The sequence below is a fragment of the Pseudomonas sp. CBC3 genome (assembly GCF_037967085.1).
GTDB lineage: Bacteria > Pseudomonadota > Gammaproteobacteria > Pseudomonadales > Pseudomonadaceae > Stutzerimonas.
In genome coordinates this window covers 23,213-44,952 of sequence record NZ_JBANEO010000006.1, presented here as the reverse complement: position 1 = coordinate 44,952, position 21,740 = coordinate 23,213, and the positions used below count along the sequence as shown (strand labels likewise).

Sequence of the window (21,740 nt, the reverse complement as noted above, 5' to 3'; positions counted from 1 at the left end):
ATCGAACAGTAGGCCAGCGTCCCCTGTGCGCTGAGTCATTGCCGGAGATGTTATGACGTTAGACCGTCGTGTCTTGTTATTCACTGCCTTATTGATCTATTCCGGCATGGCATCAGCGCTTGGAATGGGCGATATCAGGCTGCATTCCGCACTGAACCAGCCACTGAGCGCAGAGATCGATCTGCTCGACGTGGGCGAGTTGTCGGCTGAGGATATCCGTGTCGTGCTGGCCTCCAGCAGCGATTTCGCCCGCGTAGGGGTCGAGCGCCTGGCGTTCTTGCAGGACCTGAGCTTTACGCCAGTGATCGACGGAAACCGTAGCCGTATTCGCGTCGCATCCAGCCAACCCGTTCGTGAGCCTTACCTCAATTTTCTGGTGGAGATCACTCGCGCCAAAAGTCGGATGCTGCGCGAATACACGGTTCTGCTCGATCCGATGCCCAGTACGCTGGAGGCTGCCAGCAGCGTGGCGGTCGTCGTCCCGCAAGCCGTGGCTTCGCCGGTGCACGCCGAACCGGCGCATTCCGTGCTTCCCGCTGAACTACCGGGAGCGTCGCAGGGCAAGCGTCACCGGGTGTCAAGCGGCGAGAGTCTTTGGATGATTGCGAGCAAGTACGTCGGCGATGCGCAGGACGCCCAGTCGCAGTTCATGCGCGACGTCCTGGCGCTGAATCCGGAGGCCTTTGCCGGCGGTGATCCTGCGCGTCTTAGCACCGGTGCGTTCTTGTTGCTGCCAGATACGGCCGAGATGGTTGCGGCTGCGGATATCGCGCCTGCCGAGGCGGAGCTGGCGGTGGAAGCCGTCGCTCAGAATCCATCGACGTTCGAATCTCGAGGTACCGATCCGGTGCTGCCCGACGATAACGACGCGGTTTTGCGCCAGCAGTTGCTCGACGAGCTGGCAGCCGGGCGCGCGGAAAACCTGCAGCTCAAGCAATTGCTGAACGATATGCGGCTTCAGCTCGAGGCGGTCAGCGCTCGACTGGCCGATCAGGAGAGTGCCCAGGCTGCTGCCTTGTTGCAGACTGAGCGGGCGGAGCCGGTAGCGGACGTTGCGCCTCAGACCGTCGCTGAGCCCATTACTGCCGAACAGGCCACAGCCGAGCCTGTATCGTCGTTCAGGTGGCAGGACTGGGCGCTGCCGGGTGGTGCGGTGCTGGCGTCGCTGCTGCTTGGTGGTCTCTGGTTCGCACGTCGCAACAAGCTGCAGGCCCTGTTGCCGCAAGCCGCGTCCGTGGTGGTTGCTCCAGCGGCTGTGCCCCCTGAAGTGTCCGCAGCTGCGGCGGAGATGCCGCTTCAGCCAGCACACGCCTCCGTCAGCGAAACCGAAGTGCTCGAAGCGGCGAATATTTACCTCACCTATGGCCGCCGCGATGAGGCGCTCGATGTGCTGTTGCGCGGAATCGAACGAGCACCCGAACAGCTGGATCTTCGCCTGCGTCACCTGGGACTTCTAGCGGAACTCGGTGATGTGGAAGAGTATGGCTCTGCCGCCGCGAGCTACCTTCAGGCCGGCGGCAGCCAGGCTCAACTGCAGCAGCTACTGGCGCAGCATCCTGCTTTGTCCGCGGTTGAGCCGGTGCCGTCGCCACCGGCTCTGGACGTCACTTTTGTGTTGAACGAGACATCGGTAGCGCCGTTGGATGATCTGGCGTCCGTACCTGCTGAGCAAAATCAGGCGATCGAGGCGAATCAGGTGCTGTCCATTGATTCGCAGTCCTGGCTGGATGCCTTCGACGAGACTGTTGCGCTCAGCAAGCTGCCGTCGCTCGTCGATGACGCCGGCAACCTCGCCTCAACGCCGTCAGCTGAGGAAATGCATGCGCTGATGGCGAATCCGGAGCATCTCGTTCGCCTCAATCAAGCCGTTGCCTATATCAAGCAGGGCGATATAGAAAGTGCCTGCATCATCCTCGAAAACCTGGCGACTGACGGCGACGAACACCAGCGGCGCCAGGTCAGCGAGTTGCTCGCGCAAATCGGCTGATCGAGTTCGGAGGACGCGGTGATCAGAAACTGCGTCCCAGATTCATGTAAAGCGCGCGCTCGGATTCATCGTTCAGGCCGTAACTGAAGTTCAGCGGGCCGAGTGGGGTTTCGTAACCGATGAAGACGCTGCCGGCATTGATATAGCCGCTGTCGAACTCGTTGTCGTTGTTCCAAGCGCGGCCACGCTCCAGCGACGCGCCCAGGTACAGCGGAAAATCTAGCGGCAGAAACGAGCGCGGCGTCATGCGCCGAAAATAGATCATGCGTGCCAGGCTGATGTTCTGGCCGGACAGGGCATCCTGGCGGAACCCCGAAAGCTGCCGCGCGCCGCCGAGTAGGAAGCTCGATGTAATGATTTCCGCATCATCCAGCGTGCGCCCGTAGCGACCACCGAATACCAGGGTGTCGAGGCCGAAGCTGACTGCCTTGTCGAGGTTGAATTCCCACTGCCGGTAGCGATCATCCGAGCCGAGGCTGCGATCGTACTGGCGCAAGGTCAGCCCAATGTCTTCGCCTTCACGAGGGAAGTCGACGTTGTCCACCGTGTCGAAGGAATATTGCAGCTGGTAGTAGCCTTCCTCGAAGGTGAAGTCCGGCAGCTGCTGGTCGCCAACGCGAACATCCGCTTCGCCCCATGCCTGGCCAACGCCAAAGCGAATTTCGCCGTTATTGGCAATTTGTCGACCCAGGTTGAGACCATAGCCATAGCGCTGCAGGCGGTATTCGGCGATAGGGTCGTTGTCCATGATCGATTCGACGTTCTGCGTCTCGGCAAACAGGTTGGGCGCGACGAACCAGCGCGAACCCGCATCGAGCGGCTGATAGAACTCGCTGAACAGTTCCTGGCGATCCCCAAGCTGCAAACGTGTCAGCCATTCGGCCCCCAGTTCGTTGATGCCGTTCTTGCGATAGCTGGCTCCGATGTTGAAGGCGCTGTCGCCGCGAAAATCGTCCGAGAGGTTGATGCCCAAACGCAGATAATCGGTGCCGGAACGCTTTTCGCGAGCGCTGATGACCAGGGTGTTGCCTGGATTGCCATGGACCACGCGGTATTCGACCTGCTCGAAGTAATCCAGTCCGTACAGCGTGCCCATGTCCTTCTGCAGATCTTGCAGGTCCAACCGCTTGCCGACCTGTTGACGGATATGCCGACGTATCACCGCGTCGCCGACTTTAGAGTCGTTCTCGATCCGCACCGCTGTGATCAGCGGCGTGCGCGGTTCGGCCGAGCGTGCGAGGCTCAGCGCGAGATTGCCGCCGCTTTCGCTGCGCATGCCGGCCAGGCGGCCATCCAGCGCGCTAGCGGCGCGGTAGCCGGCATCGATCAACTGCCGCGCGCGACCGAAATCGGTGGACCCGAAGCCCGCCAGCATGGGTTGCACCAACAGGTCTTCCGAGCGCAGCGTTGCGAGCTGCGCTTCCGAGTTGCGCCGCGTCATCATGGTGATCGATTGGTTGAGCACATCGACAACGGTAAGCAACTCTTCGCGAGACTGCAGCGGTGAGCCGATATCGACGACGATCAGCCGATCCACGCCCATGTCGCGGGCGACATCCATCGGGATGTTGTCGACCATGCCGCCATCGACGAGCAACCGACCTTCGATCTCGACCGGAGCGAACACCGCCGGGATCGACATGCTGGCGCGAATCGCCTGGGGTAGATGGCCGCTGCGGAAGATGACTTTCTTGTCGTTAGCGATATCGGTTGCCACGGCGCGAAAGGGGATCGGCAAACGGTCGAAGTCTCGGGTGTCGCTGGTGTGTACCAGGAGACGCTCGAGCAGCAGGGCGAGGTTCTGGCCCTGGATGACGCCGAGCGGCAACCCGAGGCTGCCATCATCGCGGAAACTCAGTTTGCGCTTGACCAGAAAATCGCGGTCGTCCTGCTTGCGCCGGAAGGGCACATCCTGGCGGGGCGGATCGTCCGAAAGCACTTGTTGCCAGTCGAGACTGAGTGCCAGTTTCTCTAGCTCTTCAACGCTGTAACCCGCCGCATAAAGCCCGCCGATGACCGCCCCCATGCTGGTGCCGGCAATCGCGTCGATGCGCACGCCGTGCTCTTCCAGCGCTTTCAGAACGCCGATATGCGCCAACCCGCGTGCAGCGCCGCCGGAAAGCACCAGGCCGGTTTTGGGTTGGGTATCGGCGAATCCACTTAGCGGTATCAAGAGGATCAGCAGAAGCAAGAGGCGGGACATGGCAACACCGAAACGGGAGGTCTGCGAAAGGGCCGCTATTATAGGCGTCCTCATCTGCTGCCGAGCGCTTCTCATGTCCGCGACCAAGCCGGAAATCGTCATTATCTATTGCACGCAATGCCAGTGGTTGCTGCGCGCGGCCTGGCTGGCACAGGAGCTCTTGTCCACCTTCGCCGACGATCTGGGCAAGGTTTCGCTGGTGCCAGCCACCGGAGGCACTTTTCACATCAGCTGCGACGGTGAACAGATCTGGGAGCGCAAGCTGGATGGCGGCTTCCCTGAGGCCAAGGTACTGAAGCAGCGGGTGCGCGACCGTATCGATCCGCAGCGGGATTTAGGGCATAACGACCGTGGATAAGCGCCGAGCGGCACCAGGTCAGAGTCGACGAGGCGCTACGCATACTTCCGCGGGCGGCGCGGCCGGCGCTTTCAGGCGGCTGGAAATGACCGTAGCGAGGATGATTAGCGTGCCGCCGACCAGCATGCGCAGCGTCGGTTGCTCATTGAACAACCACCACGCGAAAGCGATTCCGTAGACCGGTTCGAGGGCAAAAATCACAGCGGTGGTCCGTGCTTTCAGCACTTTGAGACTCGCCACGAACAGGCTGTGCGCCAGCCCCGTGCAGAATACGCCAAGTAGCGCCAGCCATAGCCAATCCAGCGCCGGGACGGTCGGCAGCGAAGTCCAGGAGAAGGGCAGCAGGCAGAGCAGGATGGTTCCGTTCTGCCAGACCGCGGCCTGTACAGGATCGATGCCACGGGTGACAGCGCGGTTGAGCAGCGAGAGCAGCGCGAACATCAAGCCTGAAAGCACGCCGTAGAGCAGCCCGACGGTGCTTTCGCTGGCGAGATCGAAATCCGGTGTGACCAGCAATAGCCCCAGGCAAACCAGGCCCACCATGGCGAACTCTATCGGTCGTGTTCGCTCGCGAAACAGCACGCCCTCCAGCAACACTGTAAACGCCGGAAAGCTGGCGAAGCCCAGCGTGGCGATGCCGACTCCAGCGATCTTCACCGCTATGAAGAAGGTGAGCCAGTGCCCACCCAGCAGCAAGCCGCCCAGCAACAGACCGCCCGCTTGACGCAAGCTCGGTCGATTACCGCCGGCACGCAATACACAGGCTGCGATTGATAAGGCGATGACGGCGAACATCGCCCGGCCAAAGGTGATCACCAGCGGCTGACTTTCGGCCAGCTTGCCGAAGACGCCGGAGAGGCCAAACATCAGCGCGCCGAAGTGAATGGCCAGCAGGGCGTTGCGATGCGTCATGGATAGCTGCTCGGGCAAGAAGGTCTGGCTGAATAAAAATGGCGGTCTTTCATGAGGCCTCGTGATGCTGGCGCTGTCGGAATCTTTATGCGTCAGCATGGTAAGGCCGGGGCGAGCGAGCGGTCTGTCGCGTCACTATCAGAAAGTATCGAGCGACTCGCGGCGTAGTGCCTTCGGGGTAGTTCCGAACGCGCGGTTGAGTGCGGCGGTGAAGGCGCTCTGCGAGGCATATCCGACCTGGGCAGCGATTTCACCCACCGCGAGCCGAGTGTTGACTAACAGTTCTCGGCCCCGCTCCAAGCGGCGGAATCGAACGAACTCCATGGGTGTCACGCCCGTCTCGCTGACGAAGCGCGCATGAAAGCGTGGGACGGAAAGACCAGCCAGACGCGCAAGATCTCGTACCTCCAGGGGATACGCTAAATGGCGATCGATATGGGCGTAGAGCGCTGCGAGGGGTAGCGGGCCATGCTGAACGACTGGCCCGCAACCGCTGGCGAGGCTGGCCAACAGAAGCGCGGCGCCTTGCTCCGCGATGATCGGGTCATTGATCGGACTGGCCGCCAACCAGCTGACTAGCTGGCTTTGCGCCGGGCTCAGATGCAGCGCGGCGGGCCGTTCCAGCAATCGCTGTCCGGGCTCGGAGTGATGTCCAAGCCGCTGCTGCAACCAGCCGTCGCCAGGAACGTCGAGTATCAGGCAATGGCTACCAGCCGCGCTGCCGCAGGCATGGCGGACATCTCTCGGCACCACGGCCAGCCGTTGCGGTTGGATACGGCTCCCGCGCCCGTTGATTTCGAAATCCAGCTGTCCACGCAGGCCGAACACCAGCTGGGTGTGCTGATGGCTATGGACGATCTGGTCGCTGTTGTAGTGGCGCAGGGAAAGGATAGGTGACATCGATGGCCTCGACTGTATCCAGTAAAGGGCGGTCCCGCGGTCTCGACCGCAACCACCGGCACCGTCGATGCTACATGATGATCTTGTCGCGCAGCTTGTCGGCGGCCTGGTTGAGGGCCTGAATCACACGTTCCTTGTCGAAGTTCTGGACGCCATTGGTGTCCAGGTACATGGAAAAGCCCGGCAATTCATGTTCGACGAAGCTGTTGGTCGCACCGAGATCGCGGCGGAAATCCACTACCTGATAGATCTGCACGGGACGCGAGAAACCCTTGACGGCGATCTGCCCGTTGTCACGACACATGATTACGTCTTTGACCAGCGAATAGGTCTCGTGAGAGATCAGAATTTCTCCGGCTTCGGCCGAACTCTCCAATCGGCTGGCCAGGTTCACTTCACGCCCGATGATGGTGTAGTCCATGCGGGTGTCGGCGCCGAAGTTGCCCACCGTGCAATAACCGGTGTTGATGCCCATGCGGATTTCCAGCGGCTTGGTAATGCCTTGAGCGCGCCACTGCTGGCGTAGCACTTTCATATGCTTGCGCATGGCGATGGCCATCGATACGGCGGCGACCGCATCTTTCTTTGCACCCTGGCTGGTGGGATCGCCGAAGAACACCATTACGCAGTCACCGACGAACTTGTCGATGGTGCCGCCGTACTTGAGTGTGATTTTCGACATCTCGTTGAGGTAGTTGTTGAGCAGGTCGGTGAGGGCTTCAGCCTCCAGTTCTTCGGAAAGCTCGGTGAATCCCTTGATATCCGAGAAAAAGACGGTGAGCTTCTTGCGCTGCGTTTCCAACCGTACGCTGCGCTTGCCGGAGAAGATCGACTCCCACACCTGAGGCGACAGGTACTTGGCCAGACTGCGGGCCAGGCGCGCAGCCTTGGCCTGTTCGGCTTCGATCTCCCTGCGCGCTTGCGCCAGGCGGACCCCTTGCTGGTGCACGTAATAAGCCGTGATGCACACGTACAACGTGGTGAACAGAATGCTGACCGTCGTTACCAGAATGGTAGGCGTGCCACCGAAGCGCAGAGGTATCAGCAGACTCGTCAACCCGAAACCGATGGCGACCATCAGAAGAGTCATCAGAAAATGGCGCAGGCTGCCGATCACCAGCGCGCTGAAACCCAGCGTCAGCAGGATCATCAGGCTCGGCACCAGAGCGCCTAGCAGCACAATTCCCGCGCCCGCATTCAACGCGTCGAGGCACAGAAGGGTCTGCGACGTTTGCTCGGGGTATTGGCGTTTGAAACGATAGCTCAGGTGGTAAGCGAAGTGTGGATAGAGGAGGGTGAAGGGCACCATCCACAAAAGACCGACTGCAAACTGCTGGGTATAGACACCGGCGGCGAGGGTAGCAGCGCAAGCCAGATAGGCGAGAACCCGGGCGTAATACTCACGCAATGGGCGAGTCGCGAGGCCGTTACGCCGTTCACCGGTCACGGTTGACATTATGGTTGCTGTCCTTGAAAGATGCCGGCGCTCTAGCAGGCGCTATTGAGCTAGCGCATCGACGGCGCTGGCCCGGCGATCATAACCAAGTCGCCACCATTGCGCCAAACAGCCTGTCCAATCCGTGACGGGCGGCAGTTGTGATCGGGTCTGAGCCGGTCGCCGTAATCAGAATCGAATTTTGCCGGTGAGCATATCCTTGAGCATCACCCAGTCGCCAAGAAAGCTGTAGAGCGGGTACTGAAACGTCGCCGGCCGGTTTTTCTCGAATATGAAATGCCCGATCCAGGCGAGCCCGTAACCGGCCACCGGCATTGCCAGCAGCCATAGCCATTGCTGACTGAGCAACGCGTAGGCAAGAATCGCCAGCACCAACAGGCTGCCCACATAGTGCAGGCGTCGGCAAGTTCGGTTGTTGTGTTCGGCTAGGTAGAACGGATAAAAATCGGCAAAGCGGGTAAAGCGTTCGGCGGTTTGCGTGCTCATGCCGCACCTCCTGTCATTGTGGTCGTCGCAGTGTAGATCGCTGTAGCTTCTCGGCCACTGGCTATGAGTGCCAGTTTAGTACCCTTGTGTGCCGCGAGTCGGCGGTTGAAACCGCCCGGCATCGTCCGCAGAGCAAATTTCATTGCAGGCCAGGTCGGGACAGTCGCTTGATCACGGAACGTACCACTTCATCAAACTGGGCTCTTAGTATCGTCCAAGCTCTGGAACTGGATGGCGTCGATTGCCGCGCGCTATTCGCTGAGCTGGACCTGGACTATGCGGCTCTGAGCGATGCGGATGCCCGCTTCGCCCAGGACGGTATGACCCGACTCTGGCAGCGCGCGGTCGAGGTGACGGGCAATCCGGCGATCGGCCTCAATCTGGCGAAGGTAATGCGCCCCGGCGCGATGCACGTGGTCGGCTACGCGCTGATGTCCAGTAGCACCCTAAAGGAAAGTATCCTGCGTCTGGTGCGCTATCAGCGGATCATTGCCGAAGGCGCAGATCTGCGCTTCTTCCCGACCGAAAGGGGCCACATGCTGACGCTGGCGATTCACGGCGACCAATTGCCGCCGGCACGGCAAAGTGCCGAAGGTTCGCTGGCGAGCATGCTTGCGTTCTGTCGTTGGCTTACAGGCAAGCCGTTGATACCCGTGGAAGTGTATTTTCGGGGGCCGCCGCCTCAGGCCATCGAGCCCTATCGCGACGTCTTTCATGCGCCGTTGCGCTTCGACGCCGGCTGTTATGGGCTGCTGATGCGCCACGAGGACCTGGACATTGCGTTGCCGACAGCCAATGCCGAACTCGCGCAATTGCATGACCGTTTCGCCGGCGAATACCTGGCGCGATTCACTGACAGTCGGGTAGCTCATCAGGTACGCCAGGTTCTGTGCCGCCTGTTGCCTCAGGGCGAGCCTCGACGTGAGGCCGTCGCGCAGTTGTTGCATCTGTCCGAGCGCACCTTGCAGCGGCGCTTGGGTGACGAAGGCACGAGCTTCCAACAGTTGCTGGACGACACACGACGGGTACTGGCTGAGCAATACCTCGCGCAGCCGGATCTGGCTCTACTGGAGATTGCCTATCTGCTGGGATTCGCCGATCCAAGCAACTTCTTTCGGGCGTTCAAGCGCTGGTTCGCCATGACGCCGGGTGAATACCGGGCGCAGCGTTAACCTCGTCGTACTGGAACTTGTGCGGCGAGGCGATGGCCTTAATTTTCAGACCTGCAAACGCCGCATACTCCAAAGGATGCCTGAACATTGGCCAGTAGCCTGCTTGCTCTCATAGACGATATCGCGTCGGTTCTGGATGACGTTTCCGTCATGACGAAAATCGCCGCGAAGAAAACCGCCGGTGTGCTTGGCGACGACCTTGCGCTCAATGCTCAGCAGGTCACCGGCGTCAAAGCCGACCGCGAGTTGCCGGTCGTATGGGCGGTGGCCAAGGGGTCGATGCGCAACAAGCTCATCCTCGTACCGGCTGCGCTGTTGATCAGTGCATTCATCCCCTGGGCGATAACGCCTCTGCTGATGCTGGGAGGCGCGTTCCTCTGTTACGAAGGCTTCGAGAAGCTTGCGCACCGCTTTCTGCATCGGGACGACAATCATCATGCGCAGCAGATCGAGGCGTTGGCCAACCCGAGTGTCGACATGGTCGCCTTCGAGCGGGAAAAAATCAGCGGTGCGGTGCGCACCGACTTCATCCTCTCGGCCGAAATCATCGCCATTACCCTGGGTACGGTGGCAGCCGCGACCTTCACCGAGCAGGTGGCTGTACTCATAGGCATTGCGGCCATCATGACCGTCGGCGTGTACGGGCTGGTGGCCGGCATCGTGAAGCTGGACGATGCTGGGCTGGCGCTGAGCAAAAGAACCGGTGTCGCACAGGCAATCGGTCGGGGCATCCTGACGATGGCGCCGTGGTTGATGAAATCGTTGTCGGTGATTGGTACTGCAGCCATGTTCATGGTCGGTGGCGGCATCCTCACTCATGGCATCAAGGCGATCCATCATTTCATCGAGAACAGCGCCGAGCACACTATAGCGCTGCCCTATATCGGTTCGGTACTGGCCGGACTGCTGCCGACGTTGTTGGATGCGGCCTTCGGCATCCTGGTCGGCGGGCTGGTATTCGTTGCGGTGACGTTCGGCGGCCGACTGTTCAAGGGGAAGGGCGACGCGGCCTGACCCGTAGATCAAGTGACTGGTGCGAGCTTGCACCAGGTGAAGTCTTCAAGCATAGGAGCACATGAATGGACGCGTTCATGCAAGCGGCAATCGACGAAGCGAGAAAGGGTCTGGCCGAGGGCGGCATTCCCATCGGTTCGGTGATCGTCCATAAAGGGCAGAGCGGCGAGCGTCTATGCTGAATCGATCCTCTACACCACGCTGTCGCCTTGCTCGATGTGTAGCGGGGCGATCCTGCTGTACGGCATCCCGAAAGTCATCATCGGCGAGAACCAGACCTTTATCGGGGAGGAGTTGCTGTTGCGCGGTCGCGGCGTCGAGGTCCAGGTGTTGCAGGACGAAAGCTGCGTCGAGATGATGCGCAACTTCATCGCCACCAGTCCTGAGCTGTGGAACGAGGACATCGGCGAGACGTGATGTGTCTTAGTGGCGCCAGAACGATGGAGTCAACATGACCAGCACGGTGATGATTTCCAGACGACCGAGCAGCATTCCGGCCGACAGCAGCCACTTGGCGGCGTCCGGTAAGGTCGAGAAGTTGCCGGCCGGACCGATGATAGGTCCCAGACCTGGCCCCACGTTACAGACGGCGGTTGCCGCCGCGGTGAGCGCCGTCAACATGTCCAGGCCGAGCAGGGCGAGTGCCAGAGCCAGAGCGCCGATGGTGATGGTGAAGAAGAACGAGAACGTCAGGATCGATCGGACGATTTCCTCGTCCAGGGTGTGCCTGTTGTATTGCTGCCGGATGACGGCGCGAGGGTGCACGAGCTGCGCCAGGTTGGCGCGTAGCAAGGAGTAGGCAACCTGGAATCTGAAGATCTTCAGGCCACCGGAAGTCGATCCCGAGCAGCCGCCGATGAAGGTCAGATAGAAGAACGCCAACACCGCGAAGTCGCCCCATAGCGTGTAATCGCCTAGCGCGAATCCGGTGGTCGTGACTACCGAAACCACGTTCAGCGAGACGATGCGAAGTGCCTCGAAGAACGGGTAGTGGGAATTGAGCGTCAGCCAGATCGCGAAAGCCAGGCACATGATCAGCAAAATGCCGACGAAGCCTTGCACTTGTTGGTCCCGAACCAGGGCGTAGCGGTTTCCGCGTATGGTCGAGACCATCAGGATGAAGGGCAGCCCCCCTAATATCATGAAGAGAACGGCTACCCAGTGCGCTGCGGGGGTGAACTTGGCCATGGAGCTATCGGACGTGGAATAGCCGCCGGTGGCGATGGTGGTCATCGAATGGTTGATGGCTTCGAACGGTGTCATCCCGCTTAGCCAATAGGCGATGCCGCAAAGCAAGGTGAGCGCGAGATAGACGATTAGAATCCACTTGACCATGACGTGCGAGCGCGGCATCGCCTTTTGCGATGACCAGTCGGAGGATTCGGTCTGGAACAGCCTCATGCCACCGATTCGCAGCAACGGCAGAATGGCCACCGCCATGCCGATGAAGCCAATGCCTCCAAGCCACTGCAACATGGAGCGCCACATCAACAGGCCGGGTGAGGCCGAGTCGAGCCCCGAGATCACGGTCGAGCCTGTGGTAGTAATGCCTGACATCGTTTCGAAGAACGCGTCGGTATAGCTCATGTGCTGGATCAGCATCATGGGCAGCGCGGCGAAACAGCAGACCACCAGCCAGCTGACCGTGGTGAGAAAGTACATGTCGCGCGGGCGCATCTGAGCCGATGTAGGGCGGCCGGGGGCGATCAGCCCGATGCCGGAGCCAAAGGTGATGAGACTGGCCCAGAGAAACGCCTGGAGATCGTCGGTACGATCGAACGCCAACAGCGTGATCATCGGAACGACCATGCTGATTGCAAGTGTGATCAGGAAAATGCCGAGAATGAAACCGATGATGCGCAGGGTCGGCAGGGCCATGTGTGATGCTGCTCGGCTCGAAAACAGACCCGCCATTCTACGCGGCTTACGTCGCCAGTAAACCGACTATCGGCCAGCTGATAAATCTTTCGCGGCGCGCCCTCTGAGGCTCTTCCCAAGTCCGTTGCGATGAATAGAATAGCTGCCCGGGCGCCGGCCCTTTCCCGGTTTCTGGGTGTTCACCTTCCATGTCAATCGACAATCCCTGCCTTACGTGTGGCGCCTGCTGCGCGCATTTTCGTGTGTCTTTCTTCTGGGGCGAGTGCACTTCGTCCGGCGGTACCGTTCCCGATGGGGCGACGGTGCAGGTCAGCCCGTTTCTCGTTGCGATGCGCGGCACTGAATCCAGGCCCGCGCGGTGCGTCGGGTTGCTGGGCGATGTCGGTTGTGGGGTGCGCTGCACGATGTATGAGCAACGCTCGAGCACCTGCCGCGAATTCGAGGCGTCCTGGGCTGATGGTCAGCACAACGCCCTTTGCGACGCGGCACGGGCAGCCCATGGCCTGCCTCCGCTGACGCCGCCGCTGGAGCCACATCTGTCGCCCGATCGCGTGGCCTGACGCTAACGCGATCACAGCCGAACGATCGTACATTCGGCTGTTTCCACACCGTCACGGCAATACGACAACGCGGCTCGCAGCGAAACGGAAACAGCCTCTAGAATGTCCGACTCTTTTTTGGAGATGATCAATGGATGCTCTCGACCTGCTGCTCAACCGTGTTTCCGTTACGCGACTCGTCGATCCGGCGCCGACCGATGCCCAGCTGGATCTGCTTTTCCGTGCCGCGCTACGTGCCCCGGATCATGGCCAGCTTCGCCCGTGGCGTTTCCTGACCATTCAAGGAGAGGCGCGCGAGCGCCTGGGTGAGCTGTACGCCGAGGCCTTTGGCTTGCGCCAGCCGGACGCCGCCGATGAGGCGTTACGTAAGGCGCGCAAGATGCCGCTCCGGGCGCCGATGGTAGTGGTGGTCGTTGCCCGAATTTTGCCTCATCCGAAGGTGCCCGACACCGAACAGGTGCTTGCGGTCGGCTGCGCGGCGCACGGTATGTTGCTGGCGGCGCACGCACAGGGGTTGGGGGCCGTCTGGCGTACCGGCGAGTTCTCCTATGATCGGCATGTGTCCCGAGAACTGGGGCTGGCCGCCGATGAACAGGTGCTTGGTTTCATTTATCTGGGAACGCCGGACGGCAGTACACGAACGCCGCCCGAGCTGGATCCGCGAGATTTCGTCAGCCAATGGAGCGGGGCGAAATAGCCTCAATCAGGACGCGGCAGCTTCGGGCCGGGCGAGTTCAGCGGTAGCTTCAGGCTGGCGATGAAACCGCCCTCGGGGTGATTGTCCAGCAGTAGCTCGCCACCATGCCGTTCGGCGGCGCGGCGGGCAATTGCCAAGCCCAGCCCGTGGCCGGCGGTGGTCTGTCCCGGAGCACGGAAGAACGGTTCGCTCAAGCGCGCCAGATGGGCCTCATCCACGCCTGGGCCATGATCGCGAACGCTCAGCATCAGGCAGTCGCCTTCGGTTCGGGCGCGTAATTCGATCGGTGAACCCTCTGGATTGAAGCGCAGCGCATTGCGCAGCAGATTGTCCAGCGCACGTTCAAGCATGTTCGGCCAGCCGTGCGGCACGATTTCGGTTTCCAGGCAGGTTTCGATGCACTGGGCTGGCGACACGATGCGTGCGTTTTCTTCCAGCTGTTCGAATATCAACGGCAGATCGATGGCTGACGCCGCGCCCGGTTCGGCGTCCAATCGTGCCAGTTCGAGAATTTCGCTGATCAGCGCTTCCAGCCGATCGCATTCCTTGGCCAGCCGCGGCCAGATGACTTCACGTTCCGCCGGGGTTGCCCGTTCAGCGAGCGCCAGGGCGATGCGCAGGCGTGCGAGCGGCGAACGCAATTCATGGGAGACGTCACGCAGAAGCTGTCGCTGGCTGCCGATCAGGCTCTGCAGCCGAGCGCCCATGCGGTTGAAGTCCTTGGCCAGCACGCCAAGTTCATCGCGCCGTGTGGCCAGGCGGGCCAGCGAGTTCTGTTGGTAAGCGGTCTGCCCGAGATCATGCACGGCGCTGCGCAGGCGATCGAGTGGACGGGTGATGGACAGCGTGAGCAGTAGGCTGAAGCCGGTCAGCACGACCAGCGCGATGGCTATCGCGCTCAACGGCCAGAACAGACTGCCACGGTGCCAGGCCTGTAGTTCCGAGTTGGGAATGCGGTAGATGAATAGATAAGTTTCGCCACTGAGCGGGCTGGTGTAGTCGGCTGTCAGCCGCCGCCAGGGCAGGCGTCCCGAGCGGTTTTCCTGACGGGCTTCGAACGCCGCGGCACGGGCCGGAAAAGTCCCACGAATGACCGGCTGGCCGTTCTCGGCCAGTACCTGCACATCGATATGAAAGCGTTGCCGATGGCGCTCAAGGAAAAATTGAGCGGGAAGGGCTCCCTGACGTTCGTAGACCTTCGTCCATAGCTCCGCCAGTCCCTGCACGCCCGGATGCCGATTGACGATCCAGGTGTCCTGATTCAGCGCATGGCCCAGCAGCATGGCGAGGCCCGCTACCAGCGCGATGGCCAGCCAGAATGTTGCAAGGATGCGCCAGAACAGTGATCGCACCGGTCAATCTCCACGACGAAGCCCGGCTGGCGGCTAATAACGCGCGAGCCGGGCGGGTTGGTTTCAGCTAAGGGTCAGCTATTCTTTTCGCGCTCGGCTTTCCACTGCTTGAACTCGGCGCGTTCGGCACGCTTGGCTTCCATCTTCTCGTGCATTTCATCGAACTGTTTCTGCTGCTCTGGCTTGAGCAGGCTGCGGATTTGTTTGTGCGTGTTCTCTTTGCTGGTCTTCAGTTCGTCCTGCATGGCTTTGCGCTCGGCTTCAGGCAGTTTGTCGAGGTAGCGCTGGGTGATCTCGCGATGGCTCTTCATCTGTTGACCCATCAGCTCGCGCATTTCCCGCTTCTGCTCCTTGGTTAGGTCCAGCTGTTCGAAGGGGGCGTGCTTGCCGCCGTGGTGGCGATGGTTGCCGTCGGGCATCGCCAGGGCAATGGTGGGCAGGGTGGAGGCGAAAAGCACGGCAGTCAGAGTCTTGCGCATCATGAGGTCTCTCCTGGGTAAGGGAACCGATCTCCGCTGAGCGCTTGTGCTCGTTCGGGCTTCGACCGGATGAGCTCAGTCTAGGGCGCGCAAGGTCAAGAGCGGTCAGGCCAGGGTAAAGGCTCGGTAAAGCCAATCAGGAAGCGTAAAGGTAACCGCGGCTGCGCAACGCGACGATCCGTGGACGTCCGTCAGGGTGAGGGCCGAGTTTGCGACGCAGATTGCTGACGTGCATGTCGAGGCTGCGGTCGTACAGGGTCAGTTTGCGGCCAAGGGCAAGTTGCGCCAGCGCTTGCTTGTCCAGAGGCTCGCCGGGTTGGCTGAGCAGCGCTTCGAGGATCCGACCCTCGGACAGTGTCAGCGTCACTTCATGCTCGCCGACATTGGCGATGCCTCGGGCGGGGCTGTAACAAAGGTCGCCCAGTTCCAGCTGGGTCGGCGCGCTCGCCGGCTGAGTGCGGCGCAGCACGGCGCGTAGCCGGGCGGTGAGTTCGCGCGGATCGCATGGTTTGGCCAGATAGTCGTCGGCGCCCAGTTCCAGCCCAAGGATGCGATCCAGCGGCTCGCCGCGGCCCGAGAGCATCAACACCGGCAGATCGCGGTGTTCACTGCGCAATTGCTTGAGCAATTCAAGGCCGCTGCCGTCGGGCAGCATCACATCGAGCACCACCGCTGCGGGCGGGTGTTCGGCCAGCGCGGCACGGGCGCTTTGGCCATCATGGCAGGCGCGGGCGACGAATCCCTCTTGGGCCAGCCAACTCACGAGCAGCTCGCAGAGCTCCTCGTCGTCATCTATCAGCAGCAGTTCGCTCATGCTTCGTTCGTATCCACTTCAATTGAGCCATTGCCGACGGCGACGCCCCCGGGTGGTCAGGACGCCAAGCAGGAAGCCCAGCACGCCGACGCCTCCGCCAACGGCGAACCATTGTTGCTGGTCGTTCAGCCAGCGTTTCTGCTGTGGCTGCCCGTGCTGCAGTTGCAGGCGCAGTTGCTGGTTTTCTCGGCGCAGTTGCGCCAGTTGTGCCCGTTCGGCATCGGTTATGCCCGGGCCATTGCTCGGTTCGTTGCGTTGAAGTTCGTTATCGGACAGGCGTTGCTCCAGTCCGGCTTGCCTTGCGGCGGTTGGATCGGGCGAACCTTCATCGGCATGCACATACGATATGGCGAAACTCAGGGCCAGCAGCAGGGACGGCAAACCTTGGCGCATCGGAACTCCTTTTCTTCAACGGGCCGCGGAAATCCTGCGGCTGACGGATATTGCGACCGATTGGCTCAGGGAAATACTTGCTTGAAAGGCTTGACCACTACGTCGCCATAGACGCCGGCGGCCTTATACGGATCGGCGGCGGCCCATTCTTGGGCGGCTTGCAGAGATTCGAATTCGGCGACCACCAGGCTTCCGCTGAAGCCGGCAGCGCCTGGGTCATTGCTGTCGATTGCAGGATGCGGGCCGGCCAGGACCATACGACCTTCGGCTTTCAGCTGTTCGAGACGCGCCAAGTGAGCCGGGCGCGAAGCCAGACGATTTTCCAGCGAGCCGGGTACATCGGTAGCGATGATGGCGTAAAGCATGTTGACTCCTATTGTTCAGGTTCGGGAAGTGGCGGACCGGATAGACCACCTGCAGCGCAGGCAAGGCCCGGGGCATGACCTCGACGATTTGTTTCTCGGAGCGAGCCAGAAGCGGCAAGTGACCGGCATAATAACAAACCGCGCTTTTGGCGAAACGCTGTCCGCAGGTCATTTCCTGGACGCGGCGCAAGCTTTTGCCAAACTCGATAACGGCACGAGCACCGACCATGGCGGTCAGAACCAAAGAGCCGCCAAGCCCTAAGAGAAAAGGTCCCGAATGATTGTTGATCTGCATTGCCACAGTACCGCGTCAGATGGCGCGCTGGCGCCTGCTGCGCTGGTGGAGCGGGCACATGCACGCGGTATCGAGCTGCTCGCGCTGACCGACCACGACACATTGGAAGGCCTCGATGCTGCTCGGGCCATGGCCGATTCGCTGGGCGTTCGGCTGGTCAATGGCATCGAGCTTTCGTGTCTGTGGAGCGGTGCGACCATTCACGTGCTCGGCTACGCCTTTCGCCGGGACGCGGTCGCGTTGCAGCAGGCCATTGCGCAATTGCATAGCGGTCGTTGGCAGCGCGCGGAACTCATCGCCCAGCGCCTGGAAGCGAAAGGTATGCCGGGAGCGATGGAAGGCGCACGCGCCGTCCAGCAGGAACTGGGCGATAGCGATAACGCCCCGGCGCGTCCTCATTTCGCTGAATACCTGGTACGCGCGGGCCATGTACGTGACCGCGCCGAAGCGTTCCGCAAGTGGCTGGGGTCCGGCAAGCTCGGCGACGTCAAACAGCACTGGCCGAGCCTCGAGCAAACCGTAATGACGCTGCGTGACGCCGGAGCCTGGATCAGTCTGGCGCATCCCTGGCAATACGACTTCACTCGTAGCAAGCGTCGACGTCTGGTGAGCGAGTTCGCCCAAGCTGGTGGCCATGCGCTGGAAGTCGTCAACGGCATGCAGCCGCTCGAGCAGGTTGGTGGGTTGTCGATACTGGCTCGTGAATTCGGCTTGATGGCCAGCATCGGCAGTGATTTCCATGCGCCCGGCGACTGGTCGGAGCTGGGGCTGTATCGAACTTTGCCGGAAGATCTGCAACCGCTTTGGAGGCATTTCGATCATGGGCCAGGCGAATCTGTTGCCAGCTGAGCACGGAGTATTCATGAGCCAGTTCTTTCAGATACATCCCGAAAACCCTCAAGTCCGGCTGATCAAGCAGGCCGTGGAAATCATTCGCGGCGGCGGGGTGGTGATCTATCCCACCGACTCGTCCTACGCCATCGGCTGTTCGATGGGCAACAAGGCCGGGATCGAGCGAATTCGCCGCTTGCGACAGCTGGATGACAAGCACAATTTCACGCTGGTCTGTCGCGATCTCTCCCAGCTCGGGTTGTTCGCCAAGGTGGACACGTCGGCTTTCCGCCTCTTGAAGACGCATCTTCCCGGACCCTACACCATCATTCTCAGCGCGACGCGTGAGGTGCCGCGTATGCTGCTGCACCCCAAGCGTCGCACTATTGGGCTGCGGGTCCCCGCGCAGCCGATCGCTCAGGCGCTGCTCGCTGAACTGGGTGAGCCACTGATGAGCGTCAGTCTCATTCTGCCTGGGGAGACCGAGCCGATGAGTGATCCTTATGAAATGCGTGATGCGCTGGAGCATCAGGTAGACCTGATCATCGACGGCGGTTACGGTGGCATCGAAGCTTCAACGGTGATCAGTCTGGTAGATGGCGATCCAGAAGTGCTGCGTGTCGGTTGCGGCGATCCCGCACCCTTTATCGTCTGACCCGCTTTTTTCGAAATTTACGAAGGAAACCCTTTTGAGTTCCATGGAATCGCAGCGACGTGTGGTGTCCGGTATGCGGCCCAGCGGCCGTCTTCATCTCGGTCATTACCACGGCGTGCTGAAGAATTGGGTAAGGATGCAGCATGAGTATCAGTGTTTCTTCTGCATCGTCGACTGGCATGCCCTGACCACCGACCACGCGGCGGGTAGCGATATCGCGCGCAATGTGCAGGAGATGGCGATCGATTGGCTGGCGGCGGGCGTCAGTCCAAGCTCGGCGACCATGTTCATTCAGTCCCAAGTAGTCGAGCACGCCGAGTTGCATCTGCTCTTGTCGATGATCTGTCCGTTGCCTTGGCTGGAGCGCATACCCTCCTACAAGGAGCAGCAGCCCGATTCGCAGCAAAAGGATATCGATACGTACGGCTTCCTCGGTTACCCGCTGCTCCAGGCTGCAGACATTCTTGCGTACCGCGCCGGAGTCGTGCCGGTGGGGGCTGACCAGCTGCCGCATATCGAATTCGCACGCGAGGTCGCGCGGCGCTTCAATCACCTTTACGGCAGCGAAGAGGATTTCGAGGTAAAGGCCGAAGCGGCGATCCGCAAACTCGGCAAAAAGAGTTCCAAACTCTACGCCAGCCTGCGCAGGAGTTATCAGGAGCAGGGCGATCTCGAGGCACTGAACACCGCCCGTGCGCTGCTCAAAGACCAGCAGACCATCACCATCGGTGACCAGGAGCGTCTGTTTGGATATCTGGAGGGGAGCGGCCGACTGTTGTTGCCCGAGCCCCAGGCGTTATTGAGCGATTCCCCCAAGCTGTCGGGCTTGGACGGCGGCAAGATGGCCAAATCGGCCAGTAATTCCATCTTCCTGCGTGACACGCCTGCCGAGATCGAAGAAAAGATCAAGCGCATGCCTACCGACCCGGCACGGGTACATCGTCACGATCCCGGTGAGCCGACGCGTTGCCCGGTGTGGTCGATGCATCTTTCGCATTCGGCGGAGGATGTCTGTCAGTGGGCCGAACAGGGCTGCCGCAGTGCGGGTATTGGCTGTCTGGAGTGCAAGGCACCGCTGATAGAAGCGATCAAACTCGAGCTGGCGCCGCTGCAGGAGAGGGCTCAGGACTACGAGCAGAATCCGGATCTGGTGCGAAGCATCCTTGCCGAGGGCGCCGAGCAGGCCCGCGATGAAGCCCGCGAAACCTTGGTGGTCGTGCGTCAGGCAATGGGTCTGAATTACCGCTAGAGCACAACAGGACGGCCGGCATAAGCTTGCGCCGCTTCCGATGTCGTACATTTCATGGAGAGAGCATGCAGGACCCCCAGGCCGAGGTTGCGATCGATCCGCCCGGCGAGCAGCTGCGGCTGGCGCTTGTCTACGGCGAGGCTTTCAACGACCTGCCGCAGGACCTCTATATTCCGCCGGATGCGCTGGAGGTTTTTCTCGAGGCGTTCGAAGGGCCGCTGGATTTGCTGCTCTACCTGATCCGCAAGCAGAACATCGACATTCTCGATATCCCGGTGGCGGAAATTACCCGCCAGTACATGGGCTACGTCGAGCTGATGAAGGCCGTGCGCCTGGAACTGGCGGCTGAATATCTGGTGATGGCGGCGATGCTGGCCGAGATCAAGTCGCGCATGCTGCTGCCGCGTTCGGCCGAGGTCGAGGAGGACGAGCTCGATCCGCGTGCCGAGCTGATACGCCGCTTGCAGGAGTACGAGCGCTTCAAGTCTGCTTCGGAGGATCTCGACGAGCTACCGCGAGTTGGCCGCGAGCTGCACGTGCCACGGCTGGATGCGCCGGACGCACGGGCGCGCAAACTGTTGCCCGAGGTCAGTCTGGAGGAACTGCTGATTTCCATGGCCGAGGTGCTGCGTCGTGCCGATATGTTCGAAAGCCATCAGGTAACGCGCGAGACGCTGTCGACTCGCGAGCGCATGAGCGATGTACTAGAGCGCCTCAAGGGCGGGGCATTCGTGCCTTTCGTCGCGTTGTTCACACTAGACGAAGGCCGGCTCGGCGTGGTGGTGACGTTCATGGCCGTGCTTGAGCTGGTCAAGGAGTCGCTGGTTGAGTTGGTGCAGAATGAACCCTTTGCACCCATTCACGTTCGGGCTCGGGTCGAATAATGTCGCGCACGGATGAGTCGAGGTAATTCAGGTTGAATCTTTCCGATCCCAAGGATCTCGCTTCGCTGCTCGAAGCTTTTCTGCTGGCTTCCGGCAAACCGATGTCCATCGAGCGGATGTCCGAGCTGTTCGATGAAGCCGAACGCCCGTCGCCATCATTGCTGCGCAAGGCGCTGGGCGTGCTGGAGAAATCCTGCAAGGACCGTGCGTTCGAACTCAAGGAAGTCGCCAGTGGCTATCGCCTTCAGGTCCGCGAGCGCTTTTCACCCTGGGTGGGTCGGCTCTGGGAAGAGCGGCCGCAGCGCTATTCGCGCGCACTGTTGGAAACCCTAGTGTTGATCGCGTACCGCCAGCCAATCACGCGTGGCGAGATCGAAGACGTTCGTGGCGTCGCGGTCAACAGCCAGATCGTGAAGACGCTGCTGGAACGCGAATGGGTGCGCGTGGTTGGTCATCGCGACGTGCCGGGGCGGCCGGCGATGTTCGCCACCACCAGGCAGTTTCTCGACCACTTCAATCTGAAGAGCCTCGATGAGCTGCCGCCGTTAGCGGTGCTGCGCGAAATGGAGCCTGCACCGCCACCGGTAGATGTCGAAGAAGCGCCCGTGCCTGATGCGTTGCAGGCGCGCGCCGACCTGGAACTGCAAGCTGAAGCGCCGCGTGAGCAGACCAGCTTCCGCAGCCTGCTGGCAGAGCTCGACAGCATGGAGACTGGCCTAAAGACGGACTTCGACGACCTGCGCGACGCGGCCGAAGTCGATGAAGATCAGCGCATTCCAGACGACAATCTGTAGAGGTTG

23 protein-coding genes and 1 pseudogene are annotated in these 21,740 nt (G+C 61.0%); 13 read left to right on the top strand and 11 right to left on the bottom strand.

The window, feature by feature from the left end:
- Positions 1-52: 52 nt before the first annotated feature.
- Positions 53-1,987 carry a FimV/HubP family polar landmark protein gene (locus V6943_RS19275; protein WP_340555099.1) on the top strand — a complete coding sequence of 645 codons (1,935 nt, stop codon included), beginning with the start codon at positions 53-55 and terminating at the stop codon, positions 1,985-1,987.
- Between the two features lie 22 nt (positions 1,988-2,009).
- Here V6943_RS19275 and V6943_RS19270 read toward each other — a convergent pair whose 3' ends face one another.
- The gene (locus tag V6943_RS19270; RefSeq protein ID WP_340555098.1) at positions 2,010-4,190 is read right to left on the bottom strand and encodes a patatin-like phospholipase family protein; all 2,181 of its coding nucleotides are present in this window, start codon (positions 4,188-4,190) and stop codon (positions 2,010-2,012) included.
- A 73-nt stretch (positions 4,191-4,263) separates the two neighbouring features.
- Here V6943_RS19270 and V6943_RS19265 point away from each other — a divergent pair, with 73 nt between their 5' ends.
- A complete protein-coding gene (locus V6943_RS19265) occupies positions 4,264-4,548 on the top strand; it encodes a SelT/SelW/SelH family protein (RefSeq protein ID WP_340555097.1) in 285 nt (94 codons plus the stop codon).
- Between the two features lie 18 nt (positions 4,549-4,566).
- On the opposite strand, the gene V6943_RS19260 is transcribed toward V6943_RS19265, so the two are convergent.
- The 4 genes from V6943_RS19260 to V6943_RS19245 all read right to left on the bottom strand — a co-directional run bounded on the left by V6943_RS19260 (position 4,567) and on the right by V6943_RS19245 (position 8,302).
- Positions 4,567-5,460 carry a DMT family transporter gene (locus tag V6943_RS19260; protein WP_340555096.1) on the bottom strand — a complete coding sequence of 298 codons (894 nt, stop codon included), beginning with the start codon at positions 5,458-5,460 and terminating at the stop codon, positions 4,567-4,569.
- A gap of 138 nt (positions 5,461-5,598) precedes the next feature.
- Positions 5,599-6,360: an AraC family transcriptional regulator gene (locus V6943_RS19255; RefSeq protein ID WP_197445746.1), complete on the bottom strand. Its 762-nt coding sequence runs from the start codon at positions 6,358-6,360 to the stop codon at positions 5,599-5,601.
- A gap of 70 nt (positions 6,361-6,430) precedes the next feature.
- Entirely contained in the window at positions 6,431-7,816 is a 1,386-nt protein-coding gene (locus tag V6943_RS19250; protein WP_340555095.1) for an adenylate/guanylate cyclase domain-containing protein, read from the bottom strand.
- 168 nt (positions 7,817-7,984) lie between these two features.
- Complete coding sequence (locus V6943_RS19245) at positions 7,985-8,302, bottom strand: Mpo1-like protein (protein WP_340555094.1); 318 nt, start codon at positions 8,300-8,302, stop codon at positions 7,985-7,987.
- A gap of 170 nt (positions 8,303-8,472) precedes the next feature.
- Between V6943_RS19245 and V6943_RS19240 the strand changes: the two genes are divergently transcribed.
- The 3 genes and pseudogenes from V6943_RS19240 to V6943_RS19230 all read left to right on the top strand — a co-directional run bounded on the left by V6943_RS19240 (position 8,473) and on the right by V6943_RS19230 (position 10,905).
- Positions 8,473-9,474 (top strand): AraC family transcriptional regulator, encoded by a 1,002-nt coding sequence (locus tag V6943_RS19240; RefSeq protein ID WP_340555112.1) that lies wholly within the window; start codon positions 8,473-8,475, stop codon positions 9,472-9,474.
- A gap of 87 nt (positions 9,475-9,561) precedes the next feature.
- On the top strand, positions 9,562-10,488 hold the full coding sequence (locus V6943_RS19235) for a DUF808 domain-containing protein (protein WP_340555093.1): 927 nt from the start codon (positions 9,562-9,564) through the stop codon (positions 10,486-10,488).
- Between the two features lie 65 nt (positions 10,489-10,553).
- Positions 10,554-10,905, top strand: a pseudogene (locus V6943_RS19230) (nucleoside deaminase).
- A gap of 6 nt (positions 10,906-10,911) precedes the next feature.
- On the opposite strand, the gene V6943_RS19225 reads toward V6943_RS19230, so the two are convergent.
- The gene (locus tag V6943_RS19225) at positions 10,912-12,366 is read right to left on the bottom strand and encodes a TrkH family potassium uptake protein (protein ID WP_340555092.1); all 1,455 of its coding nucleotides are present in this window, start codon (positions 12,364-12,366) and stop codon (positions 10,912-10,914) included.
- 188 nt (positions 12,367-12,554) lie between these two features.
- On the opposite strand from V6943_RS19225, the gene V6943_RS19220 reads away from it, so the two are divergent.
- Together V6943_RS19220 and V6943_RS19215 are read left to right on the top strand one after the other, a co-directional pair.
- Positions 12,555-12,926, top strand: coding sequence for a YkgJ family cysteine cluster protein (locus tag V6943_RS19220; protein WP_131650475.1), 372 nt, complete (start codon positions 12,555-12,557; stop codon positions 12,924-12,926).
- 130 nt (positions 12,927-13,056) lie between these two features.
- Positions 13,057-13,623 (top strand): NAD(P)H nitroreductase, encoded by a 567-nt coding sequence (locus V6943_RS19215; protein ID WP_340555091.1) that lies wholly within the window; start codon positions 13,057-13,059, stop codon positions 13,621-13,623.
- Between the two features lie 2 nt (positions 13,624-13,625).
- On the opposite strand, the gene V6943_RS19210 is transcribed toward V6943_RS19215, so the two are convergent.
- The 5 genes from V6943_RS19210 to V6943_RS19190 form a co-directional block, all read right to left on the bottom strand.
- Complete coding sequence (locus tag V6943_RS19210; RefSeq protein ID WP_340555090.1) at positions 13,626-14,975, bottom strand: sensor histidine kinase; 1,350 nt, start codon at positions 14,973-14,975, stop codon at positions 13,626-13,628.
- Between the two features lie 74 nt (positions 14,976-15,049).
- Positions 15,050-15,454: a Spy/CpxP family protein refolding chaperone gene (locus V6943_RS19205; protein ID WP_340555111.1), complete on the bottom strand. Its 405-nt coding sequence runs from the start codon at positions 15,452-15,454 to the stop codon at positions 15,050-15,052.
- 136 nt (positions 15,455-15,590) lie between these two features.
- A complete protein-coding gene (locus V6943_RS19200; protein ID WP_131650478.1) occupies positions 15,591-16,268 on the bottom strand; it encodes a response regulator transcription factor in 678 nt (225 codons plus the stop codon).
- 18 nt (positions 16,269-16,286) lie between these two features.
- Complete coding sequence (locus V6943_RS19195; protein WP_131650479.1) at positions 16,287-16,661, bottom strand: hypothetical protein; 375 nt, start codon at positions 16,659-16,661, stop codon at positions 16,287-16,289.
- Between the two features lie 65 nt (positions 16,662-16,726).
- A complete protein-coding gene (locus tag V6943_RS19190; protein WP_131650480.1) occupies positions 16,727-17,026 on the bottom strand; it encodes a YciI family protein in 300 nt (99 codons plus the stop codon).
- On the opposite strand from V6943_RS19190, the gene V6943_RS19185 reads away from it, so the two are divergent.
- From V6943_RS19185 to scpB, 6 genes are all read left to right on the top strand, one after another.
- Positions 17,025-17,288 (top strand): hypothetical protein, encoded by a 264-nt coding sequence (locus V6943_RS19185; RefSeq protein WP_131650481.1) that lies wholly within the window; start codon positions 17,025-17,027, stop codon positions 17,286-17,288. The two genes, V6943_RS19190 and V6943_RS19185, sit on opposite strands and share 2 nt — an antisense overlap.
- 15 nt (positions 17,289-17,303) lie before the next feature.
- Positions 17,304-18,170 (top strand): PHP domain-containing protein, encoded by an 867-nt coding sequence (locus V6943_RS19180; RefSeq protein ID WP_131650482.1) that lies wholly within the window; start codon positions 17,304-17,306, stop codon positions 18,168-18,170.
- Positions 18,171-18,183: 13 nt separating this feature from the next.
- A complete protein-coding gene (locus V6943_RS19175) occupies positions 18,184-18,807 on the top strand; it encodes an L-threonylcarbamoyladenylate synthase (RefSeq protein ID WP_131650483.1) in 624 nt (207 codons plus the stop codon).
- Positions 18,808-18,850: 43 nt separating this feature from the next.
- Positions 18,851-20,056, top strand: coding sequence for a tryptophan--tRNA ligase (locus V6943_RS19170; protein ID WP_131650534.1), 1,206 nt, complete (start codon positions 18,851-18,853; stop codon positions 20,054-20,056).
- A gap of 185 nt (positions 20,057-20,241) precedes the next feature.
- Positions 20,242-20,940 carry a segregation and condensation protein A gene (locus V6943_RS19165; protein ID WP_165914245.1) on the top strand — a complete coding sequence of 233 codons (699 nt, stop codon included), beginning with the start codon at positions 20,242-20,244 and terminating at the stop codon, positions 20,938-20,940.
- Positions 20,941-20,972: 32 nt separating this feature from the next.
- On the top strand, positions 20,973-21,734 hold the full coding sequence (gene scpB, locus V6943_RS19160) for an SMC-Scp complex subunit ScpB (protein WP_340555089.1): 762 nt from the start codon (positions 20,973-20,975) through the stop codon (positions 21,732-21,734).
- Positions 21,735-21,740 lie beyond the last annotated feature (6 nt).